This window comes from Pseudomonas sp. 86_A, from assembly GCF_017491705.1.
Taxonomy (GTDB): Bacteria; Pseudomonadota; Gammaproteobacteria; order Pseudomonadales; family Pseudomonadaceae; genus Aquipseudomonas; species Aquipseudomonas koreensis.
Genome location: NZ_JAFGYS010000008.1, coordinates 189780 through 214700, shown reverse-complemented (window position 1 = coordinate 214700; position 24921 = coordinate 189780). Strand labels below are relative to the sequence as shown.

The window sequence follows — 24921 nt, the reverse complement described above, 5'->3', positions numbered from 1 at the left end:
TCTCCCGATCACATCCGGAACACGCCGAAGCGGCTCGGTTCGATAGGCGCGTTCAACGACGCGGACAAGGCCAGGGCCAGCACATCACGGGTCTGCGCCGGGTCGATGACGCCGTCGTCCCACAGCCGTGCGCTGGAATAGTAGGGATGACCCTGCTCTTCGTACTGGTCGAGGATCGGTTGCTTGATCTCGGCTTCCTGCTCGGCGCTGAAAACCTGGCCGCTGCGCTCAGCCTGTTCACGCTTGACCTGCACCAGCACACCGGCGGCCTGTTCGGCGCCCATCACGCCGATGCGCGCGTTCGGCCACATCCACAGGAAGCGCGGATCGTAAGCCCGCCCGCACATGCCGTAGTTGCCGGCGCCGAAGCTGCCGCCGATGATCACGGTGAATTTCGGCACCTTGGCGCAGGCCACCGCCGTCACCAGCTTCGCGCCGTGCTTGGCGATGCCGCCGGCCTCGTATTTCTGCCCGACCATGAAGCCAGTGATGTTCTGCAAGAACAGCAGCGGAATACCGCGCTGGCAGGCCAGTTCGATGAAGTGCGCGCCTTTTTGCGCGGCTTCGGCGAACAGGATGCCATTGTTGGCGAGGATCGCGATCGGGTAGCCATGCAGGTGAGCAAAGCCGCACACCAGCGTGCTGCCGAACAGCGCCTTGAATTCATCGAACACCGAACCGTCGACCAGTCGCGCAATCACTTCGCGCACATCGAACGGCTGCTTGGCGTCCGCCGACACCACACCGTACAACTCGTCGCTGGCGTACAGCGGCGCAATCGGTGTGCGCTGTTGCACCTCGCCGAGCTTGCGCCAGTTGAGGTTGGCGACGCTGCGGCGGGCGAGGGCGAGGGCGTGTTCGTCGCTCTCGGCGTAATGGTCGGCCACCCCGGAAATCTTGCAGTGCACATCGGCACCGCCGAGGTCTTCAGCGCTGACCACTTCACCGGTCGCCGCCTTCACCAGCGGTGGGCCGGCGAGGAAGATCGTCGCCTGATTGCGCACCATGATCGCTTCGTCGGCCATTGCCGGCACATACGCACCGCCCGCGGTACAGGAGCCCATGACCACGGCGATCTGCGGAATGCCCATCGCGCTCATGTTGGCCTGATTGAAGAAGATCCGGCCGAAGTGTTCGCGATCCGGGAACACCTCGTCCTGACGTGGCAGGTTGGCGCCGCCAGAGTCCACCAGGTAGATGCAGGGCAGGCGGTTCTGCTGGGCGATGGTCTGCGCGCGCAGGTGTTTTTTCACGGTCAGCGGGTAGTACGAGCCGCCTTTCACCGTCGCGTCGTTGGCGACAATCATGCACTCGACGCCTTCGACCCGGCCGATCCCGGCAATCACGCCCGCCGCCGGTACGTCTTCGCCATACACCGCATGCGCGGCGAGCTGGCTGATTTCCAGAAACGGCGAGCCGGGATCGAGCAAGCGATTGATCCGCTCGCGGGGCAGCAGTTTGCCCCGCGACGTGTGCCGTTCCTGGGCTTTGTCGCCGCCACCGCGCGCCACTTGGGCGAGCAGGGTGTGCAGGGCGTCGACCTGCTCAAGCATCGCTGCGCTGTTGGCGGCGAACTCCGCTGAACGGGGATTGAGCTGAGTGTGCAGAATAGCCATGTGCAGCTCCGTTTAGCGGGTTTCGTTGAACAGTTCACGGCCGATCAGCATGCGGCGGATCTCACTGGTGCCGGCGCCGATTTCGTACAGCTTGGCGTCACGCAGCAGGCGCCCGGCCGGGAATTCGTTGATGTAACCGTTGCCGCCGAGAATCTGGATCGCGTCGAGGGCCATTTGCGTGGCGCGCTCGGCGGTGTAGAGGATCACCCCGGCGGCGTCTTTACGGGTGGTTTCGCCGCGTTCGCAAGCCTGGGCCACCGCATACAGGTAGGCGCGGCTGGCGTTGAGCTGGGTGTACATGTCGGCGACTTTGCCCTGGATCAGCTGGAATTCGCCGATGCTCTGGCCGAATTGCTTGCGGTCGTGGATGTACGGCACGATCAGGTCCATGCACGACTGCATGATCCCGGTCGGGCCGCCGGACAGCACCACGCGTTCGTAATCGAGGCCGCTCATCAGCACTTTTACGCCGCCATTGAGCACACCAAGGATATTTTCTTCCGGCACTTCGACGTCATCGAAAAACAGCTCGCAGGTGTTGGAGCCACGCATGCCGAGCTTGTCGAACTTGTTGCTGCGGCTGAAGCCCTTCCAGTCGCGCTCGACGATGAACGCGGTGATGCCGTGCGGACCTTTTTCCAGGTCAGTCTTGGCGTAGATCACATAGGTGTTGGCGTCAGGGCCGTTGGTGATCCAGGTCTTGCTGCCGTTGAGCACGAAACGGTCGCCGCGCTTGTCGGCACGCAGTTTCATCGAGACCACGTCGGAACCGGCGTTCGGCTCGCTCATGGCGAGGGCGCCGACGTGTTCGCCGCTGATCAGCTTCGGCAGGTATTTGGATTTCTGTTCGTGGTTGCCGTTGCGGTTGATCTGGTTGACGCAGAGGTTGGAGTGCGCGCCGTAGGACAGCGCCACCGAGGCCGACCCGCGGCTGATTTCTTCCATCGCCACCACGTGCGCCAGATAACCCAGGCCCGCACCGCCGTACTCCTCCGGCACGGTGATACCGAGCAGGCCCATGTCGCCGAATTTGCGCCACATGTCCGCCGGGAACAGGTTGTCGCGGTCGATCTGCGCGGCACGTGGGGCGATCTGATCGGCGACGAAGGACTGAACCTGATCGCGCAGCATGTCGATGGTTTCACCGAGGGCGAAGTTCAGGGATGGGTAGCTCATGGGTCACCTTTTGGCTTTTTTGTAGGGTGGGGAGGGCGGTCGAACGGCTCTCACCTTTACGTTAACGTAAGCTTGCGCTGGATGGCTGTCAATCACCCTTTACGTTAACGTCAACTTGAGCGAGAGTAGGGGCAGTTCTGAAAGACCAGCGTCGCTCTATGTGGCGAGGGAGCTTGCTCCCGCTCGAGCGCGAAGCGGTCGTAAAATCGGTGTTCGCGGTGTGTCAGTTTGCACTGGATCACTGATTTGAAGACTGCTACGCAGCCGGGCGGGACGGTGCGACGATTCGACAAGCTCCCTCGCCACAAGAAGAACCTCGCTCCTACAAAAAAGACAATAGGGGTCGTCATGGATCAACCCAGTGCAAACCCGCAACGCAGCTACACCCGCGGTTCTCAGGACCAGGCCTTGCTGGCGCTGACCATCGGGCAGCAGTTCGACCAGACGGTGGCGCGACACCCGGACGGCGAGGCGCTGGTGGTGCGTCATCAGCAGTTGCGCTATTCCTGGCGGCAACTGGCCGACGCGGTGGATCTGCACGCCAGAGCCTTGCTGGCGTTGGGTTTGCAGGCGGGGGACCGGCTCGGTATTTGGGCGCCGAACTGTGCGCAGTGGTGCATCACGCAAATCGCCACGGCGAAGATCGGCGTGATCCTGGTCAACATCAACCCGGCCTACCGCAGCTCCGAACTGGAATACGTGCTCAAGCAGTCCGGCTGTCAGTGGCTGGTGTGCGCCGGGGCGTTCAAGTCTTCCAACTACCACAGCATGCTGCAGGGGCTGCTGCCGGAACTGGCGCAGCAATCCATCGGCCAGTTGCGCAGTGAGCGCCTGCCGGACTTGCGCGGGGTGATCAGCCTCGACGCACAGCCGCCGTCAGGCTTCCTGCCGTGGTCGCAACTGGCGGATCTCGCCGCCGGAGTCTCAGCGACACAGTTGCGCGAACGCAGTGACAGCTTGCACTTCGACCAACCGGTGAACATCCAGTACACCTCCGGCACTACCGGTTTCCCCAAGGGCGCCACCCTCAGTCACTACAACATCCTCAACAACGGTTACATGGTCGGCGAAAGCATCGGCCTGATCCCGAGCGATCGCCTGGTGATCCCGGTGCCGCTGTATCACTGCTTCGGCATGGTCATGGGCAACCTCGGCTGCATCACCCACGCCAGCACCATGATCTACCCCAACGACGCGTTCGACCCGCTGCTGACCCTGCAAACCGTCGCCGAAGAACAGGCCACGGGCCTCTATGGCGTACCGACCATGTTCATCGCCATGCTCGATCAACCCCAGCGCGCCGAATTTGATCTGTCGAGCCTGCGCACCGGAATCATGGCCGGTGCCACCTGCCCGATCGAGGTGATGCGCCGAGTTATCAGCGAGATGCACATGAGTGAAGTGCAAATTGCTTACGGCATGACCGAAACCAGTCCGGTGTCGCTGCAAACCGGGCCAAACGACGAACTGGAACTGCGCGTGACCACCGTCGGCCGCACCCAGCCGCAACTGGAAAGCAAGATCATCGACGAAGCCGGCAACCTAGTGCCGCGCGGCACCATCGGCGAGTTGTGCACCCGCGGTTACAGCGTGATGCTCGGTTACTGGAATAACCCGCAGGCCACCGCCGAGGCCATCGACGAGGCCGGCTGGATGCACACCGGTGACCTGGCGAGCATGAATGATGAGGGTTACGTGAACATCGCCGGGCGCAACAAGGACATGATCATCCGGGGTGGCGAGAACATTTACCCGCGTGAGCTGGAAGAGTTCTTCTTCACCCATCCGGCGGTGGCCGACGTGCAAGTGATCGGCATTCCCTGTTCGCGTTACGGCGAGGAGATCGTCGCCTGGATCAAATTCCACCCCGGCCACAAGGCCAACGAACAAGAGCTGCAAGCGTGGTGCAAGGAGCGCATCGCGCACTTCAAGACGCCGCGTTACTTCAGGTTCGTCGAAGAGTTTCCGATGACGGTGACGGGCAAGATCCAGAAATTCCGGATGCGTGAGATCAGTATCGAGGAGCTGAAGGCGCTGCATTGAAGATCAAAAGATCGCAGTCTTCGGCAGCTCCTACAGGGGATCGGTGCAGGAGCTGCCGAAGGCTGCGATCTTTTAAAAACACAAATCACAGAAAGCACAAAGGGGAGCCGAAGCTCCCCTTTAATTTTGTCGTCGCGTGCTCTTTCTTATTATTGAGGGGCGGTCTGTTGTTGTTTTTGGCAACCGTGGCCCTTTACCGCTGTTTTTGGCGACCCCCATCCGGGGTCAAGAGCAAACGTATTTTTTTGAGCGCTGATCTGCTTTCTCGCTAAGCGATCCAACCGATTCGGGAGCTACCTGAAGGTAGTTTTATTGTTCTCTGCCCGGTTGCGGGTCATTCCGAGGAACACCCTGAAAAGCACACCTTCTCCAAAAAAATCTGTTAGCTGCGTCTCTGCCGTGTTGTTTTTGTTATGTCAGAGTCGGTACGTCTTATTTTTATTGGTTTGCTGCTTTTTATTCTTGTTATGCCATAGAGATAGCAGAAGCCATGCCAACTTTTTAAAACCCTTGTAAATCAATGGCTTGAGTTTTTTGAAGGATTTTTCCTTCAGGGCAAACCAGACAATTTGTTTCCGTGTTACTCGTCTATGCCCACGTTTCGGACACAGCGGTAACACCTTTGCCCTCACTGGGCGTTACGGGCCTTGGCCACACGCGAACCGCTCGGCCGACCAAGCACCGCGCTGATCTGCTGACCCGCGGCAATCAAGGCGTCCAGGTCGATACCGGTCTCGATGCCCAGGCCATTGAGCAGGTACACGACGTCTTCGGTGGCGACGTTACCGCTCGCGCCTTTGGCGTACGGGCAACCGCCGAGGCCGGCGATAGAGCTGTCGAACACCGCAATGCCTTCCAGCAGACTGGCATAGATGTTGGCCATCGCCTGGCCATAGGTGTCGTGGAAGTGCCCCGCGAGCTTGTCCCGCGGTACTTGTGCCGACACCACCTCGAACAGCCGCCGCGTCGCGCCAGCGGTGCCGGTGCCGATGGTGTCGCCCAGGGACACTTCGTAGCAGCCCATCGCGTACAGCTCGCGGGCGACCAGCGCCACTTGCTCCGGGGCGACCGTGCCTTCATACGGGCAGCCGAGCACGCAGGACACGTAACCGCGCACGGTAACGCCATGTTGCTTCGCGGCTTCCATGATCGGAGCGAAGCGCGCCAGGCTTTCGCTGATCGAGCAGTTGATGTTGCGCTGCGAGAACGCTTCGGACGCGGCGGCGAACACCGCGACTTCCTTCACGCCGGCCGCCACGGCATCTTCAAAGCCGCGCAGGTTTGGCGCCAGTGCACCGTAGGTCACTCCGGGCTTGCGCTGGATTTGCGCGAACACCTCGGCCGAACCGGCCATTTGCGGCACCCATTTGGGTGAAACGAAACTGCCGACTTCGATGTAACCCAAACCAGCGGCGCTCAGCGCGTCGACCAGTTGCACCTTGTCAGCCACGCTGATCGGCTGGGCTTCGTTCTGCAGGCCATCGCGCGGGCCGACTTCGATCAGGCGTACTTGGGAGGGGAGGGACATGGGCTGACCTGCTGTTTTGAAATCGTTGAGAACCCTTGTAGGAGTGAGCCTGCTCGCGATAGCCATTTCACATTCAGCAGTGATGTTGACTGACCCACCGCTATCGCGAGCAGGCTCACTCCTACAAGGGGATTTGTGTGGGTTACTGAACCGCCTGCTGACCCTTGAGCGTCTGCTCCAGCGCCTGCACGCAGCGCTCTTCAGCGGTATCGAGTTCCAGTTTCATCTGTTCGATGTCGAGCAACTGCTGCTCGAGCTGTTCGCGACGCTCGCTGATTTTCGCCAGCATGCTGTTGAGCTGTTTGGTGTTACCGCTGGACGGGTCGTAGAGTTCGATCAATTCGCGGCATTCGGCCAGCGAGAAACCGATGCGTTTGCCGCGCAGGATCAGCTTCAGGCTGACCTTGTCGCGCGGTGAGTAGATGCGTTCCTGGCCACGGCGTTCGGGGCTGAGCAGGCCTTGCTCTTCATAAAAGCGGATCGCCCGGGTGGTGATGTCCAGCTCGCGCGCGAGGTCGGAAATGCTGTAGGTCTGGCTGCTCATGAAAGCGCTCGGAAAAAGGTCTTGGCGCTAAGCTAATGGCAGGTTGACGTTTACGTCAAGCAAGAAAAAGATCGCAGCCTTCGGCAGCTACTACAGGAAAATGCATTCCAGTTGTAGGCGCTGCCGAAGGCTGCGATCTTTTGATCTTTCCTCAAACCACCTGCTTATCGAGTTTCTTCTCCTGCGCCGCCACCTGCTGGCACAACTCGATGATCTGCTCGCGCATCCAGCGGTTGGCCGGGTCCTGGTCGGTGCTTTCGTGCCAGTACAGGTGAGTCTCCAGCGGCGGCACGTCGTTGACCGGCAGGTTGAACGCATGCAGGTCGTTACGCCGGGCAAAACGCTCGGGCACCGTCATCACCATGTCGGTCTGCTGCATCACCTGGGACGCCATCAGGTAATGCTGGGAGCGCAGGGCGATCTTGCGCTGGATGCCCATTTTGCCCAGGGACAGATCGACGTAACCCAGACCGCTGCGGCGGCTGGAAATGTGGATATGGGTCAGCGCCAGGTAATCGTCGAGGCTGAGTTTTTCCTTGCCCGCCAGCGGATGGCCCTTGCGCATCGCGCAGACGTAACGGTCTTCCATCAGCTTGACGTGACGCACCTGCGGGTCGGTGTTGAGCGGCGCATCGACGGCGAAATCCAGGCGTCCGGCGGCCAGTTCCTTGGTGGTCTCGCGGCGTTTGGACAGGAAGCTTTCGATAATCACCGTCGGCGCCAGACGCCGCAAACGCTGGAACAGCGGCGGCAGAATCACCGCTTCCGTGAGGTCGGTCATGCTGATGCGATAGGTCTTGACTGCCTGGGCCGGGTTGAAGATCCGGCTCTCCTGCACCGACACCCGCAGCAGTGACAGCGCGTTGCGCACCGGGCCGATGATGTTCTGCGCCATCGGCGTCGGCACCATGCCCTGGGCGGTGCGCACGAACAGCGGATCGTTGAAGGTCTCACGCAACCGCGCCAGCGCGTTGGACACTGCCGGCTGAGTGATGCCGACAATCTGCCCGGCACGGGTCAGGTTGGCTTCGGTATAGATCGCGTCGAAGACAATGAAAAGGTTGAGGTCGACCTTGCTCAGATTCATAACGCGGCTTCTCTTGTTCTAAGGGCTGACGATCAGCGGATCATATATCGGTGATGAATGTTTATACACGCCGAGAATAGGCTAGGTAAATTATCAGCGCTGTTCTAGCATCGATTGCATGATCTGAACAACCTCTGCCGAAAGAAGGTAATTGCTCATGGATTTCGCTTATTCGCCCAAGGTGCAAGAACTGCGTGAGCGCGTGACCGCGTTCATGGACACTTACGTTTATCCGGCCGAAGCCGTGTTCGAACGCCAGGTTGCCGAGGGCGATCGCTGGCAGCCGACCGCGATCATGGAAGAGCTCAAGGCCAAGGCCAAGGTCGAAGGGCTGTGGAATCTGTTCCTGCCGGAGTCGGAGCTCGGCGCCGGGCTGACCAACCTCGAATACGCGCCGCTGGCGGAAATCATGGGCCGCTCGTTGCTCGGGCCGGAGCCGTTCAACTGCTCGGCACCAGACACCGGCAACATGGAAGTGCTGGTGCGCTACGCCAACGAAGAACAGAAACAGCGCTGGCTCGAACCGTTGCTGCGTGGCGAGATCCGCTCGGCGTTCGCCATGACCGAACCGGACGTGGCCTCGTCCGACGCCACCAACATGGCCGCCCGCGCCGTGCGTGACGGCGACGAGTGGGTGATCAACGGCAAGAAATGGTGGACGTCCGGCGCGTGCGATCCGCGCTGCAAGATCCTCATCTTCATGGGCCTGAGCAACCCCGACGCACCGCGCCACGCGCAGCACTCGATGATCCTCGTGCCGGTCGACACCCCGGGGGTGAAAATCGTCCGTCCATTGCCAGTGTTCGGTTACGACGACGCCCCGCACGGTCACGCTGAAGTGTTGTTCGAGAATGTGCGGGTGCCGTACGAAAACGTCCTGCTGGGCGAGGGCCGCGGTTTCGAGATCGCCCAAGGTCGCCTGGGGCCAGGGCGGATTCACCACTGCATGCGTTCGGTCGGCATGGCCGAGCGGGCACTGGAATTGATGTGCAAACGTTCGGTGAGCCGCACCGCATTTGGCAAACCGCTGGCGCGTCTGGGCGGTAACGTCGACAAGATTGCCGACTCGCGCATGGAAATCGACATGGCGCGTCTGCTGACCCTGAAAGCGGCGTACATGATGGACACCGTGGGCAACAAAGTGGCGAAGAGCGAGATCGCCCAGATCAAGGTCGTCGCACCGAATGTCGCCCTGCGGGTGATCGACCGGGCGATCCAGATGCACGGCGGGGCCGGGGTGTCGAACGACTTCCCGCTGGCCTACATGTACGCCATGCAACGCACCCTGCGCCTGGCCGACGGCCCGGACGAAGTGCACCGCGCGGCGATCGGCAAGTTCGAGATCGGCAAGTATGTGCCGAAGGAGATGTTGCGGAGCGAGCGCTGATTTCACACAGATTTACTTTGAACGCTGACTGTGGCGAGGGAGCTTGCTCCCGCTCGGCTGCGCAGCAGTCGTAAATCCTGATAACCCGGTATTGCTGTTGATCCCGGGTTGTGTAGTTTAGGGCCGCTCCGCAGCCCAGCGGGAGCAAGCTCCCTCGCCACAACAGCAGTTCAGTCTGGAAGGTTCAGTACACCCACACCTCAACCCGTCGATTTTTGATCCTGCCTTCATCCCCGCTGTTCGCCGCCACCGGCATCAGCGCACCAAAGCCGCGCACCTCGCGCAACACCACACCGTTCTTCACCAGCTCGCGCCGCACCGCCATGGCCCGCAACTTGGACAGCAGGTCGGCCCGCGCCGGATCGTCTTTCTCGTCGCCAAAGCCCACCAGCGTCACCGCGCGCTCGGTCTTGTCGTGGCGCTCTATATAGTCGAACACCCGCGCCAGATCCTGTCGTGCCTTGTTATCCAGGCTGGCGCTGCCTTCTTCGAAGCGGAAGTTCACCGTCAGACGCTGGGCGTGACGGCTGAGGGATTGATAACCCTCGGGCATCAGCGCATTCGGCGTGACGGTCATCGCATGCACGGTCTGGCTGATGAAACCGTTGGCCGCGACAATCTTCTGGCCTTGTGGACTTTGCGCAAACGCCACCAGCGCTGATGCCCAGGGATTCTGGCTGGTGGGCGGCAGATAAAAGAACAGCCGTCGGGACAGCGGATAATCTTCCGTCGCGATCAGGCTGTTGAGCGGCAACATCGATTGCGACGCGCCGTCAGCGATGGCCACGGCTTTGGCCTGGCGCACATACGGCAGGCCGATGAAACCGATGCCTTGCCGATCGCTGCTCACCGCGTCGGACAATTGCTCACTGGATTCAAACCGTTTCGCGATTGGGCTCAGACTTTTCCCACGGCGAGACAGCACCAGCTCCTTGAACGTGTCGTAGGTGCCGGACTGATCATCCCGCGCATATAAATGAATCGCACCGCCGCGACCGCCGAGGTCTTCCCAGGTTTTCACCTCACCGGCGAAGATCCGTGCCAGTTGTTCGGTGTCCAGCTGCTGCAGCGGATTGTCGGGGTGCAGGATGATTGCCAGGCCATCGATGGCAATGACTTGCTCGGCCTCAGGACTCTTCATGTCGCCGAGCGCTTGCAAACTGAGCAACTCGCCGTCCTTGATCGGGCGCGAGGACGCGGCGAGGTCGGCACTGGCGTTTTTCAGTGCGCTGAAACCGGTGCTGGAGCCGTGGGCGGCGACTTCCACCACGACCCGTTTACCTTGCGCTGTCTGGCCGACGATGTGTTGTTCGTTGGCGCTGTCGGGGTTTTCGCGGTGGATCTTCAGCAGACCCTGTTCCTGCAGGAAGCCTTCGACCAGCGCCGGGCCGAGATCGGCACCGATGGTGTTGGAGCCCTGAATGCGCAATGCCGGGCCGTTTTCAGGGATGGGCAGGGCAGCGGCAGACACCGACAGCCATGCACTCAACGCAAAGACGAACAGAACACGCAGGGTCATGCCGGCACCGAATCAAGCCAAGGGGATTGCCGGGGAGATTAAGTCGGGCGCATGACCAAAACATGACAGAGAGCCCTTGTAGGAGTGAGCCTGCTCTCGATGGCGGAGTGTCAGCCAACAAATATATTGACTGATCCACCGCTATCGCGAGCAGGCTCACTCCTACAGGGATTGTGCAAGGCTTGAGATCAGGCCAGTTCCAGCCAGATCGGCGCATGATCCGACGGTTTTTCCATGCCGCGCAGTTCATAGTCCACGCCCGCGTCCTTCACCCGAGGCAACAGGCCATGGGAGGCGAGGATCACGTCGATGCGCAGGCCACGCTTCGGTTCGTCTTCAAACCCACGGCTGCGGTAGTCGAACCAGCTGAACCGGTCGGTCACGTCCGGGTTCAGGTGGCGGAAGCTGTCGGTCAGACCCCAGTTCTTCAGGCGGGCCATCCACTCACGCTCTTCCGGCAGGAAGCTGCATTTGCCGGTTTTCAGCCAGCGTTTCATGTTGTCCGGGCCGATGCCGATGTCGCTGTCTTCCGGGGAGATGTTCACATCGCCCATCACCACCAGCGGTTGTTCGTTGTGGAACTGGCTTTCCAGCAAAGTCTGCAGGTCGCTGTAAAAGCGTTGCTTGGCCGGGAACTTGGTCGGGTGGTCGCGGCTTTCGCCCTGCGGGAAGTAGCCGTTCATGATGGTCACCGGCACGCCATTGGCGTCGGCGAAGGTGCCCCAGATGAAGCGGCGCTGGGCGTCTTCTTCATCGGTGGCGAAACCTTTGTGAATGGCGATCGGCTCATTGCGCGAGAGCAGGGCGACGCCGTAATGGCCTTTCTGGCCGTGGAAATAAACGTGATAGCCCAGCGCACGGACTTCTTCCAGCGGGAACTGGTCGTCGTGAACCTTGGTTTCCTGCAGGCCGATCACGTCCGGCTGATGCTTTTCAATCAGCGCTGCCAGCTGATGCGGACGGGCGCGCAGTCCGTTGATGTTGAAGGAAACGATCTTCATGGGTGGCAGTCCTGGCAAAAGGGCGATGCTAGCTGACATGTGGGATGGGGGCCAGTGTGGGGTGGGAGAAATCATTTTCATCTGTGGGATGTGGGTTGCCCGAGCTGACGCCATCGCGAGCAGGCTCACTCCTACAATTTGGAATGCGTACCCCTGTAGGAGTGAGCCTGCTCGCGATTGACGGCCACCCGGTCGATGAAGAGCCTGGCTTGGTCTATACCTGTGGGGAACTGCGCCACCCGTAAAAGGTTCGTACCAAAAGAGCGCGGCCCTTTGCCCGCGCCTCGGGGAGAATCACCGTCATGCCTGAAACCCAGACTGCCATCGCCGACATCCACATGCTCGACCGCGGTTACTCGCGCGAAGCCCGATCGCTGCTGTATCAGGCCTATCGCCACGAGCCGACCTTCGGTTACCTGTTCGAGGCCGAGCGGCCCGGCTATGAGCAGCGCGTGCGGGCGACAGTGCGCGAACTGGTCAAGCAGCATTTCCTGCAGGATCAGCCGGCCATCGGCTTGTTGGTCAACGACCGGCTGATCGGCATCGCCCTGATCGCGCCGCCGCAGCGTCGTCTTGGGATCACCGAAAGCTGGGCATGGCGCCTGCGTATGGTGCTCAGCACCGGTTTCCGTTGCACCCGGCGTTATCTGGAATACCACGATGCGGTGACCGCCTGCGTACCGAGCGATTCGGTGCACATGCTGCCGCTGTTGGGGATTCATCCGCAGTTTCAGGGCAAACACTTCGGCGAGCAGTTGCTGACGGCGGTGCACAACTGGTGCGCGGTGGACGAAACTTCGCAAGGCGTGGTGCTCGACACCGGCAACCCGCGTTACCTGGAATTCTATAAACGCCAGGGCTACGAAGAGATCGGCGAAGTCGCCGTCGGCCCGGTGCGTGAGCACGTGTTTTTCCACGCCAATCCGCAGGTGTTACAAACTGCAACGGCTTAGCCATAGAACTTTTTGGGAAATTTCCTGTTCTATCACGCTCCCAAGCCCGTGATAGCATCCGCGCCTATGAAGTTTCCAGGAAGATTTACCAGTGGCGTGCTCATGCTGTTAACCAGCTGCGCGGCGCTGGCGCAAAGTGAATTGGACGTGCGGATCAAACCGTCCAACGACGAACTCAAGGCTAATATAGAAGGCTATATCGGCAGCCTCGGCGATCGTGACGAACAAGCTTTGTTACGCTTCAGTCGCGGCGCCGAAGAGCAGGCGCGCAAAGCCGCGCAGGCCTTGGGCTACTACCAGCCGCAGATCGACAGTGACGTGAAGGGCGGCGAAAAACCGCGCCTGGTGCTGAACATCGATCCCGGCGAACCCATTCGCCTGCGCAACGTCACCATCCGCGTCGACGGGCCTGCTGCCTCCCTCAAATCCTTTCGCGTGCCGAGCAGTGACACGCTCAAGTCCGGCGCCGTGCTCAATCATGGGCGTTATGAAGACGCCAAACGCCTGATCCAGAACCAGGCCTCACGCTTCGGCTTTTTCAGCGGTCGGTTCACCAGCCAGAAACTGCTGGTCGACCCGCGCGCCGGGGTGGCCGATGTTGAATTGATCTACGAGAGCGGCCCGCGTTATGCGCTGGGCAAAGTCAGTTTCGAGGGCGATACGCCGTTCGACGAAGACCTGCTGCAACGCATGGTGCCGTTCAAGGCTGGCGACCCGTATGACTCCGAGCTGATCGCCGAACTCAACCGCGACCTGCAATCGAGCGGCTACTTCGAAGGCGTGCGCGTCGATGCCGCGCCGACGGCGGCGAAGAACGACGTGATTCCGGTGGACGTCAAACTCGACACGCGCAAGCCGCGCACCATGGGCCTGGGCCTCGGTTATTCCACCGACGTCGGCCCACGGATCAAGGCCAACTGGACTCGCCACTGGGTCAACCCGCAGGGCGACAGCTACGGTTGGGAAGCCGAGCTGTCGGCGCCTCGGCAGAACGTCGGGCTGTTCTATGACATCCCGCTCGACCCCCCGCTGACCGACAAACTGCGCTGGGCCGGTGGTTATCAATACGAAGACATCGACGGCTCCGACACCCTGAGCAAGCTGCTGACGTTCGGCCCGGAATGGCACAGCAAGCTGCCCAGCGGCTGGCAACGGGTGATCTCGCTGAAATGGCAGCGTGAGGAATACCAGCTCGGCGACGACTCCGGTCTCAGCACCTTGTTGATGCCCGGTATCAGCTATTCGTACCTGAAAAGCGACAACCGCATCGACCCGCACAACGGCTATCGCCTGACCTTTGAAAGCAAGGTGGCGAAGGAAGGTCTCGGCTCGGACAACAACCTTTTATATGGCACGGCACTGATCAAAGGCCTGACCACCGTATTCGACAACCACCGCTTCCTTGGTCGGGTGCAGGTCGGCGGCAGCGCCACCAACGGTTATAACTCGGTGCCGCCGTCGCTGCGCTTCTTCGCCGGTGGCGATCAGAGCGTGCGCGGTTACGACTACCAGAGCCTGTCGCCGGAAAACGACAAGGGCGACCGCATCGGCGGGCGCTACATGGTGGCTGGCAGCGTCGAGTATCAATATTCGATTGCCGAGAAATGGCGGATCGCGACGTTTGTCGACCAAGGCAACTCCTTCAACAAACTTGAACTGCCGAACCTCAAGACCGGGGTCGGTATCGGTGTGCGCTGGGTTTCGCCGGTGGGGCCGATCCGCCTCGACCTGGCCCACGCGCTGGACGACGACGGCGGCATCCGGCTGCACTTTTCCATGGGGCCTGAGCTGTGAAGCGTGGTTTGAAAATGGCTGCACTGGCGTTGTTGGCGCTGGTGCTGTTGCTGGTATTGAGCATCAGCGCGGTACTCGGAACGCAGGCGGGCAGCCGTTGGGCGCTGGGCCTGGTGCCGGGCTTGAGCGTGGAGAATTTCCAGGGTCGCCTCGGCGGGCAGTGGAGCGCCGATCATCTGCTGTGGCAGCAGGACAGCAGCCGGGTCGAGCTGAGCCAGCCGATCTTCGCCTGGTCGCCGCTGTGTTTGACCCGCATGACCTTGTGCATCGAACAGCTCAAGGCTGATCAGGTCATCCTGCAATTCCCGCCGAGTGAAGAAACCACTGAAAGCGGCCCGATCAAACTGCCGGACCTGCAATTGCCGGTGGCGATCGAGCTGGGCGACGTGCAAGTCGGCAGCCTGCTGTTCAACGGCAGCGAGCAGCTCAAGGGCCTGCAACTGGCGGCGCACTGGACCGCCCAGGGCATGCAGATCGACAGCGTGAAACTGCAGCGCGACGATCTCAGCCTGAACCTCTCCGGCCTGTTGCAACCGACCGGCAACTGGCCGCTGAACATTGCCGGTGACCTGACCCTGCCGTCGGTGGGCACCAGCCCCTGGACGCTGGCGCTGAAGGTGGACGGCGATCTGCTGAAAACCCTCAACCTGCACGCCGACAGCCATGGCTACCTCGACGGCCAGTTGAGCGGCGAGCTGCAGCCACTGGCGGAAAACCTGCCGGCCAAGGTGCGGATCACCTCGGACGCGTTCAAGCCGAGCGCCGATCTGCCGGACACCCTGCAATTCAATCAACTGGTATTGACCGCCGCCGGCGACCTGAAAAACGGTTACCTGTTAGACGGCAACGCCACGCTGCCCGCTGATAAGGGCCCGGTGGCGCTGCTGCTCAAAGGCAAGGTTGACGCCAGTGGCGCGCAGATCGCCGGCCTCGACCTGACGGCCAACGACAAGCAAAGCCTCAAACTCACCGGCAGCGTCGACTGGAGCAAAGGCCTCACCGCGCAAGCCAACATCAACTGGCAGGATTTTCCGTGGCACCGGCTCTATAACGAAATCGACGAGCCACAAGTCGCCTTGCGCACCTTCACTGGCGAAGTCTCCTACACCGACGGTCAATACCTCGGTAACTTCGCCGCCGACCTCGATGGTCCGGCGGGGGCGTTCAGCCTGAGCAGCCCGTTCAGCGGCAGCCTGAAACAGATCGCCTTGCCGCAACTGAAAATGCAAGCCGGGCAGGGCAAGGCTGAAGGCCATGTGAACGTACAGTTCGCCGACGGCATCGCCTGGGACACCGCGCTGGAGCTGTCGGCGCTGAACCCGGCGTACTGGGTCGCGGAGTTGCCGGGCTCTTTGGCCGGGCCGCTGAACAGTAAAGGCGAGATGAAGAACGAGCGCCTGAGCCTGACTGCCGACCTCGACCTCAAAGGCAAGCTGCGCGGGCAACCGGCGGTGCTGCAAGCCAAGGCTGACGGCGCCGGTGAACAGTGGAACCTCAACGCCCTGCAAATCCGCCTCGGCGACAACAGCATCAGCGGCAAGGGCAGCCTGCAACAGAAACTCAGCGGCCAGATCGACATCAAGCTGGCGCGTCTGGCCCAGCTCTGGCCGCAGCTGCGCGGGCAGATCAATGGTCAGGTCAACGTCGCCGGTACGTTGAAGGCGCCGCAAGGCAAACTTGGCCTGCAAGGTTCGCAACTGGCGTTCCAGGACAATCGCCTGCAAAGCCTCAACCTCGATGCCAGCCTCGACAGTGCACAACGGGCGAAGATCGATCTGAAGGGCAGCGGGATTCAGGCCGGCGACACCAACCTCGGTGTGTTGACCGCCAGCGCTCAGGGCGACATCAAGAGCCAGAAACTCAACCTCGATCTGCTCGGGCCGAAGCTGAAACTGGCCCTCGGTCTGGATGGCAATCTGGACAAGGGCAATTGGCGCGGACGTCTGGCCAGCGGCGACATTCAGGCCGGCGGTCAGGACTGGAAACTGCAGAGCCCGGCCAAACTCGAACGCCTGGCCGACGGCAAGATCAACTTCGGCGCGCATTGCTGGATGTCCGGCAACGCCAGCCTGTGCGGTGAAGACCAGCGGCTGCTGCCTGAGCCGAAACTGCGCTACCACCTCAAGCAATTCCCGATTGAAAGCCTTGCACAATGGCTGCCAAAGGATTTCGCCTGGCAGGGCAAGCTCAACGCCGACCTGCAACTGGACTTGCCGGCCAGCGGCCCCAATGGCGTGGTCAGCATCGACGCCAGCGGCGGCACCTTGCGCATGAAGGAAAAGGATCAGTGGCTGGATTTCCCGTACCAGACGCTGAAACTCACCAGCAAACTCACACCGAAGCGGATCGACACCGACCTCAACTTCGCCGGTGGCAAACTCGGCGAACTGATGGTGCAGGCGCAGCTCAATCCGCTGCCGAAAAACAAACCGTTGAACGGCTCGTTCCGCCTCAGCGGCCTGGACCTCTCGGTGGCGCGGCCGTTTGTGCCGATGGTCGAAAAACTCACCGGGCGCCTGAACGGCAGCGGCACGATTTCCGGCGGGCTGCTGGCGCCGCTGATCAACGGCACGGTCAAACTCAGTGACGGGGAAGTGTCCGGCGCCGAGCTGCCGATGGAGCTCAAGGACCTGCAACTGCAAGCGGTGATTGCCGGGGAATCGGTACGTCTGGACGGCGGCTGGAAAAGCGGCCAGACCGGCCAGGGCAGCCTCAACGGCAATGTCGCCTGGGGTCAGGCGCTGATGGTTGATCTGGCGCTCAAGGGCACGCAACTGCCAGTCACTGTCGAGCCGTACGCCAAACTCGAAGTGGCGCCGGACCTGAAGATTTCCATGGCCGGCGATGAACTGAAGATTGCCGGCAAGGTGCAGGTGCCGCGAGGCGAAATCACCGTGCGCGAACTGCCGCCATCGACGGTAAAAGTCTCCGACGACACGATCATCGTCGGCGCGCAGACGGAGGAGGGTAAACCGCCGATGGCCATGAAAATGGACATCGACGTGGTGGTCGGTGAAGACAAACTGAGTTTCGCCGGCTTCGGCCTGACCGCCAACCTGCAAGGTCATGTGCACATCGGCGACAACCTCGATACCCGCGGTGAGCTGTGGCTCAACGACGGCCGATACCGCGCCTATGGCCAGCGCCTGAACGTGCGCCGGGCGCGCCTGTTGTTTGCCGGTCCCATCGATCAGCCGTACCTGGACATCGAAGCGATTCGCCAGACGGATGACGTGATCGCCGGTATTCGCCTGAGCGGCAGCGCCGAGCAGCCGACCACGCAGATCTTCTCCGAGCCGGCCATGAGTCAGGAGCAGGCGTTGTCCTATCTGGTGCTGGGGCGTCCGCTGAGCACCAACGGCGAAGACAACAACATGCTCGCGCAAGCGGCGTTGGGGCTGGGCCTGATGGGCAGTTCCGGGGTGACCAGCGGTCTGGCCAAGGACCTGGGAATTCAGGACTTCCAGCTCGACACCCAGGGCAGCGGCAATACCACCAGCGTGGTCGCCAGCGGCAACATTTCCGAGAAGCTCAGTCTGCGCTATGGCGTCGGTGTGTTTGAACCGGCCAACACCATTGCGCTGCGTTACAAGCTGAGCAAGAAGGTGTATGTCGAAGCGGCCAGTGGCGTCGCCAGTTCGCTGGATATCTTCTACAAGCGCGATTTTTAGGTTGCGCCATCAATAGCCGGATCGCACCGCCGCGATCCGGCTTTTCCAGAATGAATTAGACTCACCGCAGTTCAAGCGCTGCGCGGTTGGCGGCTGCCCGAAGAGAACAGGGGCGCATATGGTTCGCTTGAGTATGGTCTTGCTCGGTCACGACTTTGTCCGCAAGCGTTGGTCTGCGCTGGCGCTGACCGGCATTGTCTGGGGCGCGGCCGGGGTCGCCATTTTCATCGATGCGCTGGACGGCGTGCTGTATTTTCCGCTGCATGTCTTCGGCTATCTGTTGTTGCTCGAGGCCCTGATCATTCTGCTGGTGCCGGCACCGCAAACCGGGACGGCGGCGGCGCTGCGCAAGGTGCGGGGGCTGGCGTTCCTGGTGCTCGGGCTGCTGATCGTCGACCGGCAACATGCCGCCAGCCTGATTCTGGCGGTGCTGTTTGGTGTGGCGTTTCTGCTCGACGGCGGCTTTCGGCTGGCGGCGGCGGTGGTGGTGCGCTTTGTCGGTTGGCAGGTGTCGCTGCTGACCGGGCTTTTCGAAATCGGCTTCGGTCTGTTCATCCTTGAACCGTACCCGACGCTGTATAAGGGCACGGTGCCGTTCTGCATTGGCATGAGCATTTTCCTCTCCGGTTGTGCCTTGTTGCAGCAGGCCGTGCGCTTCAAAAAACAGCCATCGCCCGCAAACCCTTCCCCGGTCAGTGGGCCGGCAGATGGCACCGCGCTGGTGATCCATGTCTGGACACCCAGCGGCACCGTTGATGACACCCTGGTGCGCAACCGCCTCCTCAACCGCTATATCGCGGCGGTCGACATCAACGGCGTGATCTCCGCCGGCCATGCGGCGCTGGAATGCGGTCCGGACATTTACATCAGCCATTACCCGCTGGACGACATTGACCGGTCGGCCGGGGATTTCGTGCGCTTGCTGCGGGCGACGCCGAACAACGACGTCCCAGGGCGGTTTCTGCCGGATTATGCCGGTGAGGTCGCGGACTGGTGTCCGTCTTCGGTCCAGGTCAGTTTTGCCCACTACGACGCCCGGCGGTTGCAGGCGTTCTGGGCGGAGTATCGGCAGAACAACACCTACAACCTCACCAGCCGCAACTGTTCGAGTGCTGTCGCCCATAGCCTCGAAGCAGCGCTTGAAGGGGCGATGAATCACGGGCATTCGAGCATGCGCGATTTCGCCCGAGTGATCTTCAGCCCCGAGTTCTGGGTCGCGGCGCAGGTGCGCAAGCGTGCCGAGGCGATGGCCTGGACACCCGGTCTGGTGCTCGACTACGCGCGGGCGTTGCATGCGGCCATCGAGCCGGCTCCGCCGGGCTGGCACAGCATCTATGCGGTGATCAAACGCGCCTGTGGTTATGCGCTGACTGCGTTGCGCGGGCGGGAGGTGCATCCTGTTCAGCCGCCATCTGCGCATCCTTCCGACGAATCCTGACCGACGTTACACCGAGTCGCTGCCTTCGCGAGCAGGCTCGCTCCCACAGGTTTTGGGTCCTTGCCAATATTGTTTGGCTGACGCGTGACCCTGTGGGAGCGAGCCTGCTCGCGAAAGCGTCAGTGCGGGCAACACAAAAACCCAGTCCACTGGTCAACTAATTACAAAGCAACCTAACTATTACGTTGACATTCGCTGCCTAGGCAGTAACATCTCGACATACATTCACTGCCTAGGCAGTTATTAGGTGAGTACATGAAGCATTTCACCCCGGACGAATTCAAACACTGCCATCTCGGCCTGTTACTGGGCCGTGCCGCGCTGCTCAAGGACCGGATCATCGACACCCACATGGAACCCCATGGCATCACCGCCGCGCAGTTCAAGGTGTTGATCATCATGGCCCAGTTCGGCGTCGACACCCCGGCCGAGCTGTGCCGGCACTTGTCGCTGGACAGCGGTTCGATGACGCGCATGCTCGATCGTCTGGAGCAGAAAGGTTTCCTGGCTCGCCAACGCAGCGAAGGCGATCGCCGCCAGGTCCAGCTCAAGCTCACCGAGCAGGGCCAGCAACTGGCCGATCGCCTGCCGCACATCGGCGCCGATGCAATGAATGAACTGGCCGGCGCCGTCACTACGGACGAGTTGAAGACCCTGGAATACATCCTCAAGAAAATCCTGCTGGCAGCCGGTGACCCGATCACTATCCAGCGGTTAGGTGAACACAATGAGCGGTAAAACCTTGCGCAGCAGCCTGACTCTGGTGCTGTCGGCGATGATCCTCGCCGGCTGCGCCAACTACAGTGGCCTCAATACTCAGGGCCAAAGCCTTGATGCGAAAAGCCTCAACGCCCGTCAGTCCCTCAGCGGCGTGACCCTGTCGCCGGCCGCGTGGCCGAAAAGCGACTGGTGGACCAGCCTTGGCGATCCGCAACTCGATGGCCTGATTCGCGAAGCCCTGCACGACAGCCCGGACATGCAGATCGCCGAAGCGCGTGCGCATCAAGCCAGCGCCGCCGCGTACGCCGCCGATGCCGAACGTTATCCGACCCTCGACGCCAGCGCCGGCATCAGCCGTTCGCGCCTGGCCAAGGATCAAGACCCGCGGGGGCAGGGCGATGCCTACGCCACCGTGCGTAACGTCAGCGCCGGTTTCAATTACAACTTCGACCTGTGGGGCGGCCAGCGCGATGCCTGGGAAGCCGCACTCGGTCAGGCCCGCGCCGCCGAAGTCGACCGCCAGGCTGCACAGTTGACCCTCGCCGCCGACGTGGCCCGGGCCTACAGCGACCTGGGGCAGGCGCACATCGTTTACGACCTGGCCAACGAAGACCTCAAGCGTACCAGGCAGATGCTTGATCTGAGCCAGCGCCGCTTGAGTGCCGGGATCGACAGCCAGTACCAGTTCCAGCAGACCCAAAGCCTTGAGGCCAGCTCCGAAGCCAGCCTGATCGATGCGGAAAAACGCTTGAACAGCGCCAGGATCGCCCTGGCGGTGCTGCTCGGTAAAGGCCCGGATCGCGGCAACGAAATCGCCCGGCCGAAAGTCCTGCAAGCCAGCGCCGTGGCGGTGCCGTCGGTATTGCCGGCGGAACTGCTCGGTCGGCGTCCGGATCTGGTCGCCGCGCGCTGGCGCGTGGAAGCGGCGAGCAAGGACATCGACTCGGCGAAAACCCGCTTCTATCCCAACCTGAACCTTACGGCGTCCGCCGGTGCCGAATCCTTGTTGGGTGACGCGATGTTCGGGTCGGCCAGCCGTTTCTTCAGCATCGCCCCGACCATTTCGGTGCCGATCTTCGATGGCGGGCGCCTGCGCGCCAACCTCGATGCGCGCGACGCCGATTACGACCTGGCCGTGGCGCAATACAACAAAAACCTGGTGAAGGCACTGGGTGATGTCAGCGACACGATCAACCAGCTGCGCGATATCGGCCGGCAGATCGGCGCGCAGCAACACGCCACCGACATTGCTCAGGATTCTTACAACACCGTCGTCCAGCGTTACGGTTCCGGCATCGGCAACTACCTGGACGTGCTCAGCATCGAGCAGCAATTGCTGCAGGCCCAGCGTCAGCTGGCCAACCTCAATGCCGAGCAGATCGACCTGTCGATTCAACTGATGCAAGCGCTGGGCGGCGGCTTCCAGGGTGAAACCCTGACCGCAGCCAACGCCACCCCAGCCACGCCGCACAACTAATTCAGGTATTTGTCATGGCCACTGCCGAAAACACTCAAACCCAAGCCAACACCCCGGACACCGGCAATCCGCGCAAGCGCAAATTGATGCTGCTGGTGCTGGTCGTCGTGGTCCTGCTCGCCGGTGCCGGCGTCTGGGCGTATCACGAATTCATCGGGCGCTTCAACGAGAGCACCGACGACGCCTACGTCAACGGCAACGTGGTGGAAATCACCCCGTTGGTCACCGGCACCGTGGTCAGCATTGGTGCTGACGATGGTGATCTGGTTCACGAAGGTCAGGTGCTGATCAACTTCGACCCGAACGATGCCGAAGTCGGCCTGCAAAGCGCCCAGGCGAAACTGGCGCGCACCGTGCGTCAGGTGCGCGGCCTGTACAGCAACGTTGACGGCATGAAAGCCCAGGTCAATGCGCAACAGGCGGAAGTGCAGAAAGCCCAGGACAACTACAACCGCCGGAAAAACCTCGCCGCTGGCGGGGCGATTTCCCAGGAAGAACTGTCCCACGCTCGCGACGACCTGACCTCGGCGCAAAACGCCCTGGCCAACGCCAAACAGCAACTGAAAACCACCAGTGCACTGGTCGATGACACCGTGGTCTCGTCGCACCCGGACGTGATGCAGGCCGCCGCCGAATTGCGTCAGGCCTATCTGACCAATGCGCGCAGCACGCTGATCGCGCCGGTCACCGGTTATGTCGCCAAGCGCACCGTGCAACTCGGTCAGCGAGTCCAGCCGGGTACCGCGCTGATGGCGGTGATCCCGCTGGATCAGTTGTGGATCGACGCCAACTTCAAGGAAACCCAGCTGCGTGACATGCGCATCGGCCAACCGGTGGATATCGAGGCCGACATCTACGGCAGCAGCGTGAAGTACAGCGGCACCGTCGACAGCCTCGGTGCCGGTACCGGCAGTGCGTTTGCCTTGTTGCCTGCGCAGAACGCCACCGGTAACTGGATCAAGATCGTGCAGCGTGTGCCGGTGCGGATTCACGTCAACGCCGAAGAACTGGCCAAGCACCCGCTGCGGGTCGGTCTGTCGACCAACGTCGAGGTCAATCTGCACGACCAGAGCGGTCCGGTCCTGGCCCAGCAACCGCCGCAAAAGGCTTCGTTCAGCACCAACGTCTATGACCAGCAACTGGCCGAAGCCGACGCGATGATTGCGCAACTGATCCACGACAACAGCGCTGCGGTGAGCAAGACCGCGCAACGCTGAGATAACACCCTTCAGGTGCGGGCTTTTGTGGCGAGGGAGCTTGCTCCCGCTGGGGCGCGCAGCGGCCCCAAAAGCTTGCGACTGCTTCGCAGTCGAGCGGGAGCAAGCTCCCTCGCCACAAAGGCCCGCTCCATGGCGTCAACTTGGCTTCATAGGATTCACAATGAGCAATAACGCCTCTTTCACGCCGCCCAGCCTGTTGCTCAGCACCATCGGCCTGTCGCTGGCGACTTTCATGCAAGTGCTCGACACCACCATCGCCAACGTGGCGCTGCCGACGATTTCCGGCAACCTGGGGGTGAGTTCAGAGCAGGGCACCTGGGTGATCACCTCGTTTGCCGTGAGCAACGCGATTGCGCTGCCGCTGACCGGTTGGCTCAGTCGCCGTTTCGGTGAGGTGAAGCTGTTTCTCTGGGCGACCATTCTGTTTGTGCTGGCCTCGTTTCTCTGCGGTATCTCCACCTCGATGCCCGAGTTGATCGGTTTCCGCGTGCTGCAAGGCCTGGTTGCCGGGCCGCTGTACCCGATGACGCAAACCCTGTTGATTGCGGTTTATCCGCCCGCGAGGCGCGGCATGGCCCTGGCGTTACTGGCGATGGTCACGGTGGTGGCGCCGATTGCCGGACCGATTCTCGGTGGCTGGATTACTGACAGCTACAGCTGGCCGTGGATCTTCTTCATCAACGTGCCGATCGGCATCTTTGCGGTGATGGTGGTGCGCTCGCAACTGGCCAAGCGGCCGGTGGAAACCAGTCGCCAACCGATGGATTACGTCGGTCTGATCTCGCTGATCATCGGCGTCGGCGCGTTGCAGGTGATCCTCGACAAGGGCAACGACCTCGATTGGTTCGAATCGAACTTCATCATCATCGGCGCGGCGATTTCGGTGATCGCGCTGGCGGTGTTCGTGATCTGGGAAATGACCGATCAGCACCCGGTGGTCAACTTGCGGCTGTTTGCTTACCGCAACTTCCGTATCGGTACGCTGGTGCTGGTGCTGGGTTACGCCGGGTTCTTCGGCATCAACCTGATCCTGCCGCAATGGCTGCAAACCCAGATGGGCTACACCGCGACCTGGGCCGGTCTGGCCGTGGCACCGATCGGCATCCTGCCGGTGCTGCTGTCGCCGTTTGTCGGCAAGTACGCGAACAAGTTCGACCTGCGCCTGCTGGCCGGGCTGGCGTTCCTGGCGATTGGCCTGAGCTGCTTCATGCGCGCCGGGTTCACCAATGAGGTGGACTTCCAGCACATCGCTCTGGTGCAGCTGTTCATGGGTATCGGTGTGGCACTGTTCTTCATGCCGACGTTGAGCATCCTGATGTCGGACTTGCCGCCAAGCCAGATTGCCGATGGCGCAGGCCTGGCGACCTTCCTGCGGACCCTGGGCGGCAGCTTCGCCGCGTCGCTGACCACCTGGATCTGGATTCGCCGCGCCAACCAGCACCATGCGTACATGAGCGAAAGCATCAGCACCTATGAGCCGGCGACCCGCGAGACCTTGAATCATTTAGGCGGTGCGAGCCAGTCGGCTTACGCGCAGATGGATCAGATCCTGACCAGTCAGGCGTACATGCTCTCCACCGTGGATTACTTCACGCTGCTTGGGTGGGGGTTCATGGGGTTGATTCTGATTGTGTGGCTGGCGAAACCGCCGTTTGCGGCCAAGGCCGGCCCGGCTGCTTCCGGGCACTGATCCGAAGCGCGGTCAAATTGTAGGAGTGAGCCTGCTCGCGATAGCGGTGTATCAGTC

General features: G+C 61.6%; 17 protein-coding genes. 10 read left to right on the top strand and 7 right to left on the bottom strand.

All coding sequences use genetic code 11. The features are described 5' to 3' along the window. Positions 1–8: 8 nt before the first annotated feature. A complete protein-coding gene (locus J5M57_RS14340; RefSeq protein WP_169840634.1) occupies positions 9–1616 on the bottom strand; it encodes a carboxyl transferase domain-containing protein in 1608 nt (535 codons plus the stop codon). A gap of 12 nt (positions 1617–1628) precedes the next feature. Next, positions 1629–2792 carry an isovaleryl-CoA dehydrogenase gene (locus J5M57_RS14335; RefSeq protein ID WP_007961115.1) on the bottom strand — a complete coding sequence of 388 codons (1164 nt, stop codon included), beginning with the start codon at positions 2790–2792 and terminating at the stop codon, positions 1629–1631. Between the two features lie 348 nt (positions 2793–3140). Here J5M57_RS14335 and J5M57_RS14330 point away from each other — a divergent pair, with 348 nt between their 5' ends. Beyond that, positions 3141–4835, top strand: a complete 1695-nt coding sequence (locus J5M57_RS14330) for an AMP-binding protein (RefSeq protein ID WP_207849665.1) — start codon at positions 3141–3143, stop codon at positions 4833–4835. A 628-nt stretch (positions 4836–5463) separates the two neighbouring features. On the opposite strand, the gene J5M57_RS14325 is transcribed toward J5M57_RS14330, so the two are convergent. From J5M57_RS14325 to J5M57_RS14315, 3 genes are all read right to left on the bottom strand, one after another. Then, positions 5464–6363, bottom strand: coding sequence for a hydroxymethylglutaryl-CoA lyase (locus tag J5M57_RS14325; protein ID WP_207849664.1), 900 nt, complete (start codon positions 6361–6363; stop codon positions 5464–5466). Positions 6364–6505: 142 nt separating this feature from the next. Next, complete coding sequence (locus J5M57_RS14320) at positions 6506–6907, bottom strand: MerR family DNA-binding transcriptional regulator (protein ID WP_064586965.1); 402 nt, start codon at positions 6905–6907, stop codon at positions 6506–6508. Positions 6908–7058: 151 nt separating this feature from the next. Next, the gene (locus J5M57_RS14315; protein ID WP_064586966.1) at positions 7059–7994 is read right to left on the bottom strand and encodes a LysR family transcriptional regulator; all 936 of its coding nucleotides are present in this window, start codon (positions 7992–7994) and stop codon (positions 7059–7061) included. Positions 7995–8151: 157 nt separating this feature from the next. On the opposite strand from J5M57_RS14315, the gene J5M57_RS14310 reads away from it, so the two are divergent. Continuing rightward, a complete protein-coding gene (locus J5M57_RS14310) occupies positions 8152–9381 on the top strand; it encodes an acyl-CoA dehydrogenase (protein WP_169840631.1) in 1230 nt (409 codons plus the stop codon). Positions 9382–9565: 184 nt separating this feature from the next. Here the strand turns inward: J5M57_RS14310 and J5M57_RS14305 are convergent, their stop codons facing one another. Next, positions 9566–10900 carry a phosphate ABC transporter substrate-binding/OmpA family protein gene (locus tag J5M57_RS14305; protein ID WP_207849663.1) on the bottom strand — a complete coding sequence of 445 codons (1335 nt, stop codon included), beginning with the start codon at positions 10898–10900 and terminating at the stop codon, positions 9566–9568. A 188-nt stretch (positions 10901–11088) separates the two neighbouring features. After that, positions 11089–11901, bottom strand: coding sequence for an exodeoxyribonuclease III (xthA, locus tag J5M57_RS14300; RefSeq protein WP_064586969.1), 813 nt, complete (start codon positions 11899–11901; stop codon positions 11089–11091). 302 nt (positions 11902–12203) lie between these two features. Between xthA and J5M57_RS14295 the strand changes: the two genes are divergently transcribed. From J5M57_RS14295 to J5M57_RS14260, 8 genes are all read left to right on the top strand, one after another. Then, on the top strand, positions 12204–12854 hold the full coding sequence (locus J5M57_RS14295; protein WP_207849662.1) for a GNAT family N-acetyltransferase: 651 nt from the start codon (positions 12204–12206) through the stop codon (positions 12852–12854). A gap of 66 nt (positions 12855–12920) precedes the next feature. Next, positions 12921–14648: an autotransporter assembly complex family protein gene (locus J5M57_RS14290; RefSeq protein WP_169840629.1), complete on the top strand. Its 1728-nt coding sequence runs from the start codon at positions 12921–12923 to the stop codon at positions 14646–14648. Continuing rightward, complete coding sequence (locus J5M57_RS14285; protein ID WP_207849661.1) at positions 14645–18319, top strand: translocation/assembly module TamB domain-containing protein; 3675 nt, start codon at positions 14645–14647, stop codon at positions 18317–18319. Before J5M57_RS14290 ends, J5M57_RS14285 begins: the two co-directional genes overlap by 4 nt. A gap of 118 nt (positions 18320–18437) precedes the next feature. Continuing rightward, a complete protein-coding gene (locus J5M57_RS14280) occupies positions 18438–19757 on the top strand; it encodes a DUF308 domain-containing protein (RefSeq protein WP_207849660.1) in 1320 nt (439 codons plus the stop codon). A gap of 255 nt (positions 19758–20012) precedes the next feature. Then, the gene (locus J5M57_RS14275; protein ID WP_064586973.1) at positions 20013–20495 is read left to right on the top strand and encodes a MarR family transcriptional regulator; all 483 of its coding nucleotides are present in this window, start codon (positions 20013–20015) and stop codon (positions 20493–20495) included. Beyond that, positions 20485–21954, top strand: coding sequence for an efflux transporter outer membrane subunit (locus tag J5M57_RS14270; RefSeq protein WP_207849659.1), 1470 nt, complete (start codon positions 20485–20487; stop codon positions 21952–21954). The genes J5M57_RS14275 and J5M57_RS14270 overlap by 11 nt, the downstream gene beginning before the upstream one ends. A gap of 14 nt (positions 21955–21968) precedes the next feature. Further along, positions 21969–23171 (top strand): HlyD family efflux transporter periplasmic adaptor subunit, encoded by a 1203-nt coding sequence (locus J5M57_RS14265; RefSeq protein ID WP_207849658.1) that lies wholly within the window; start codon positions 21969–21971, stop codon positions 23169–23171. A gap of 163 nt (positions 23172–23334) precedes the next feature. Beyond that, positions 23335–24864 carry a DHA2 family efflux MFS transporter permease subunit gene (locus tag J5M57_RS14260; RefSeq protein ID WP_207849657.1) on the top strand — a complete coding sequence of 510 codons (1530 nt, stop codon included), beginning with the start codon at positions 23335–23337 and terminating at the stop codon, positions 24862–24864. The last annotated feature ends 57 nt before the right edge of the window (positions 24865–24921 follow it).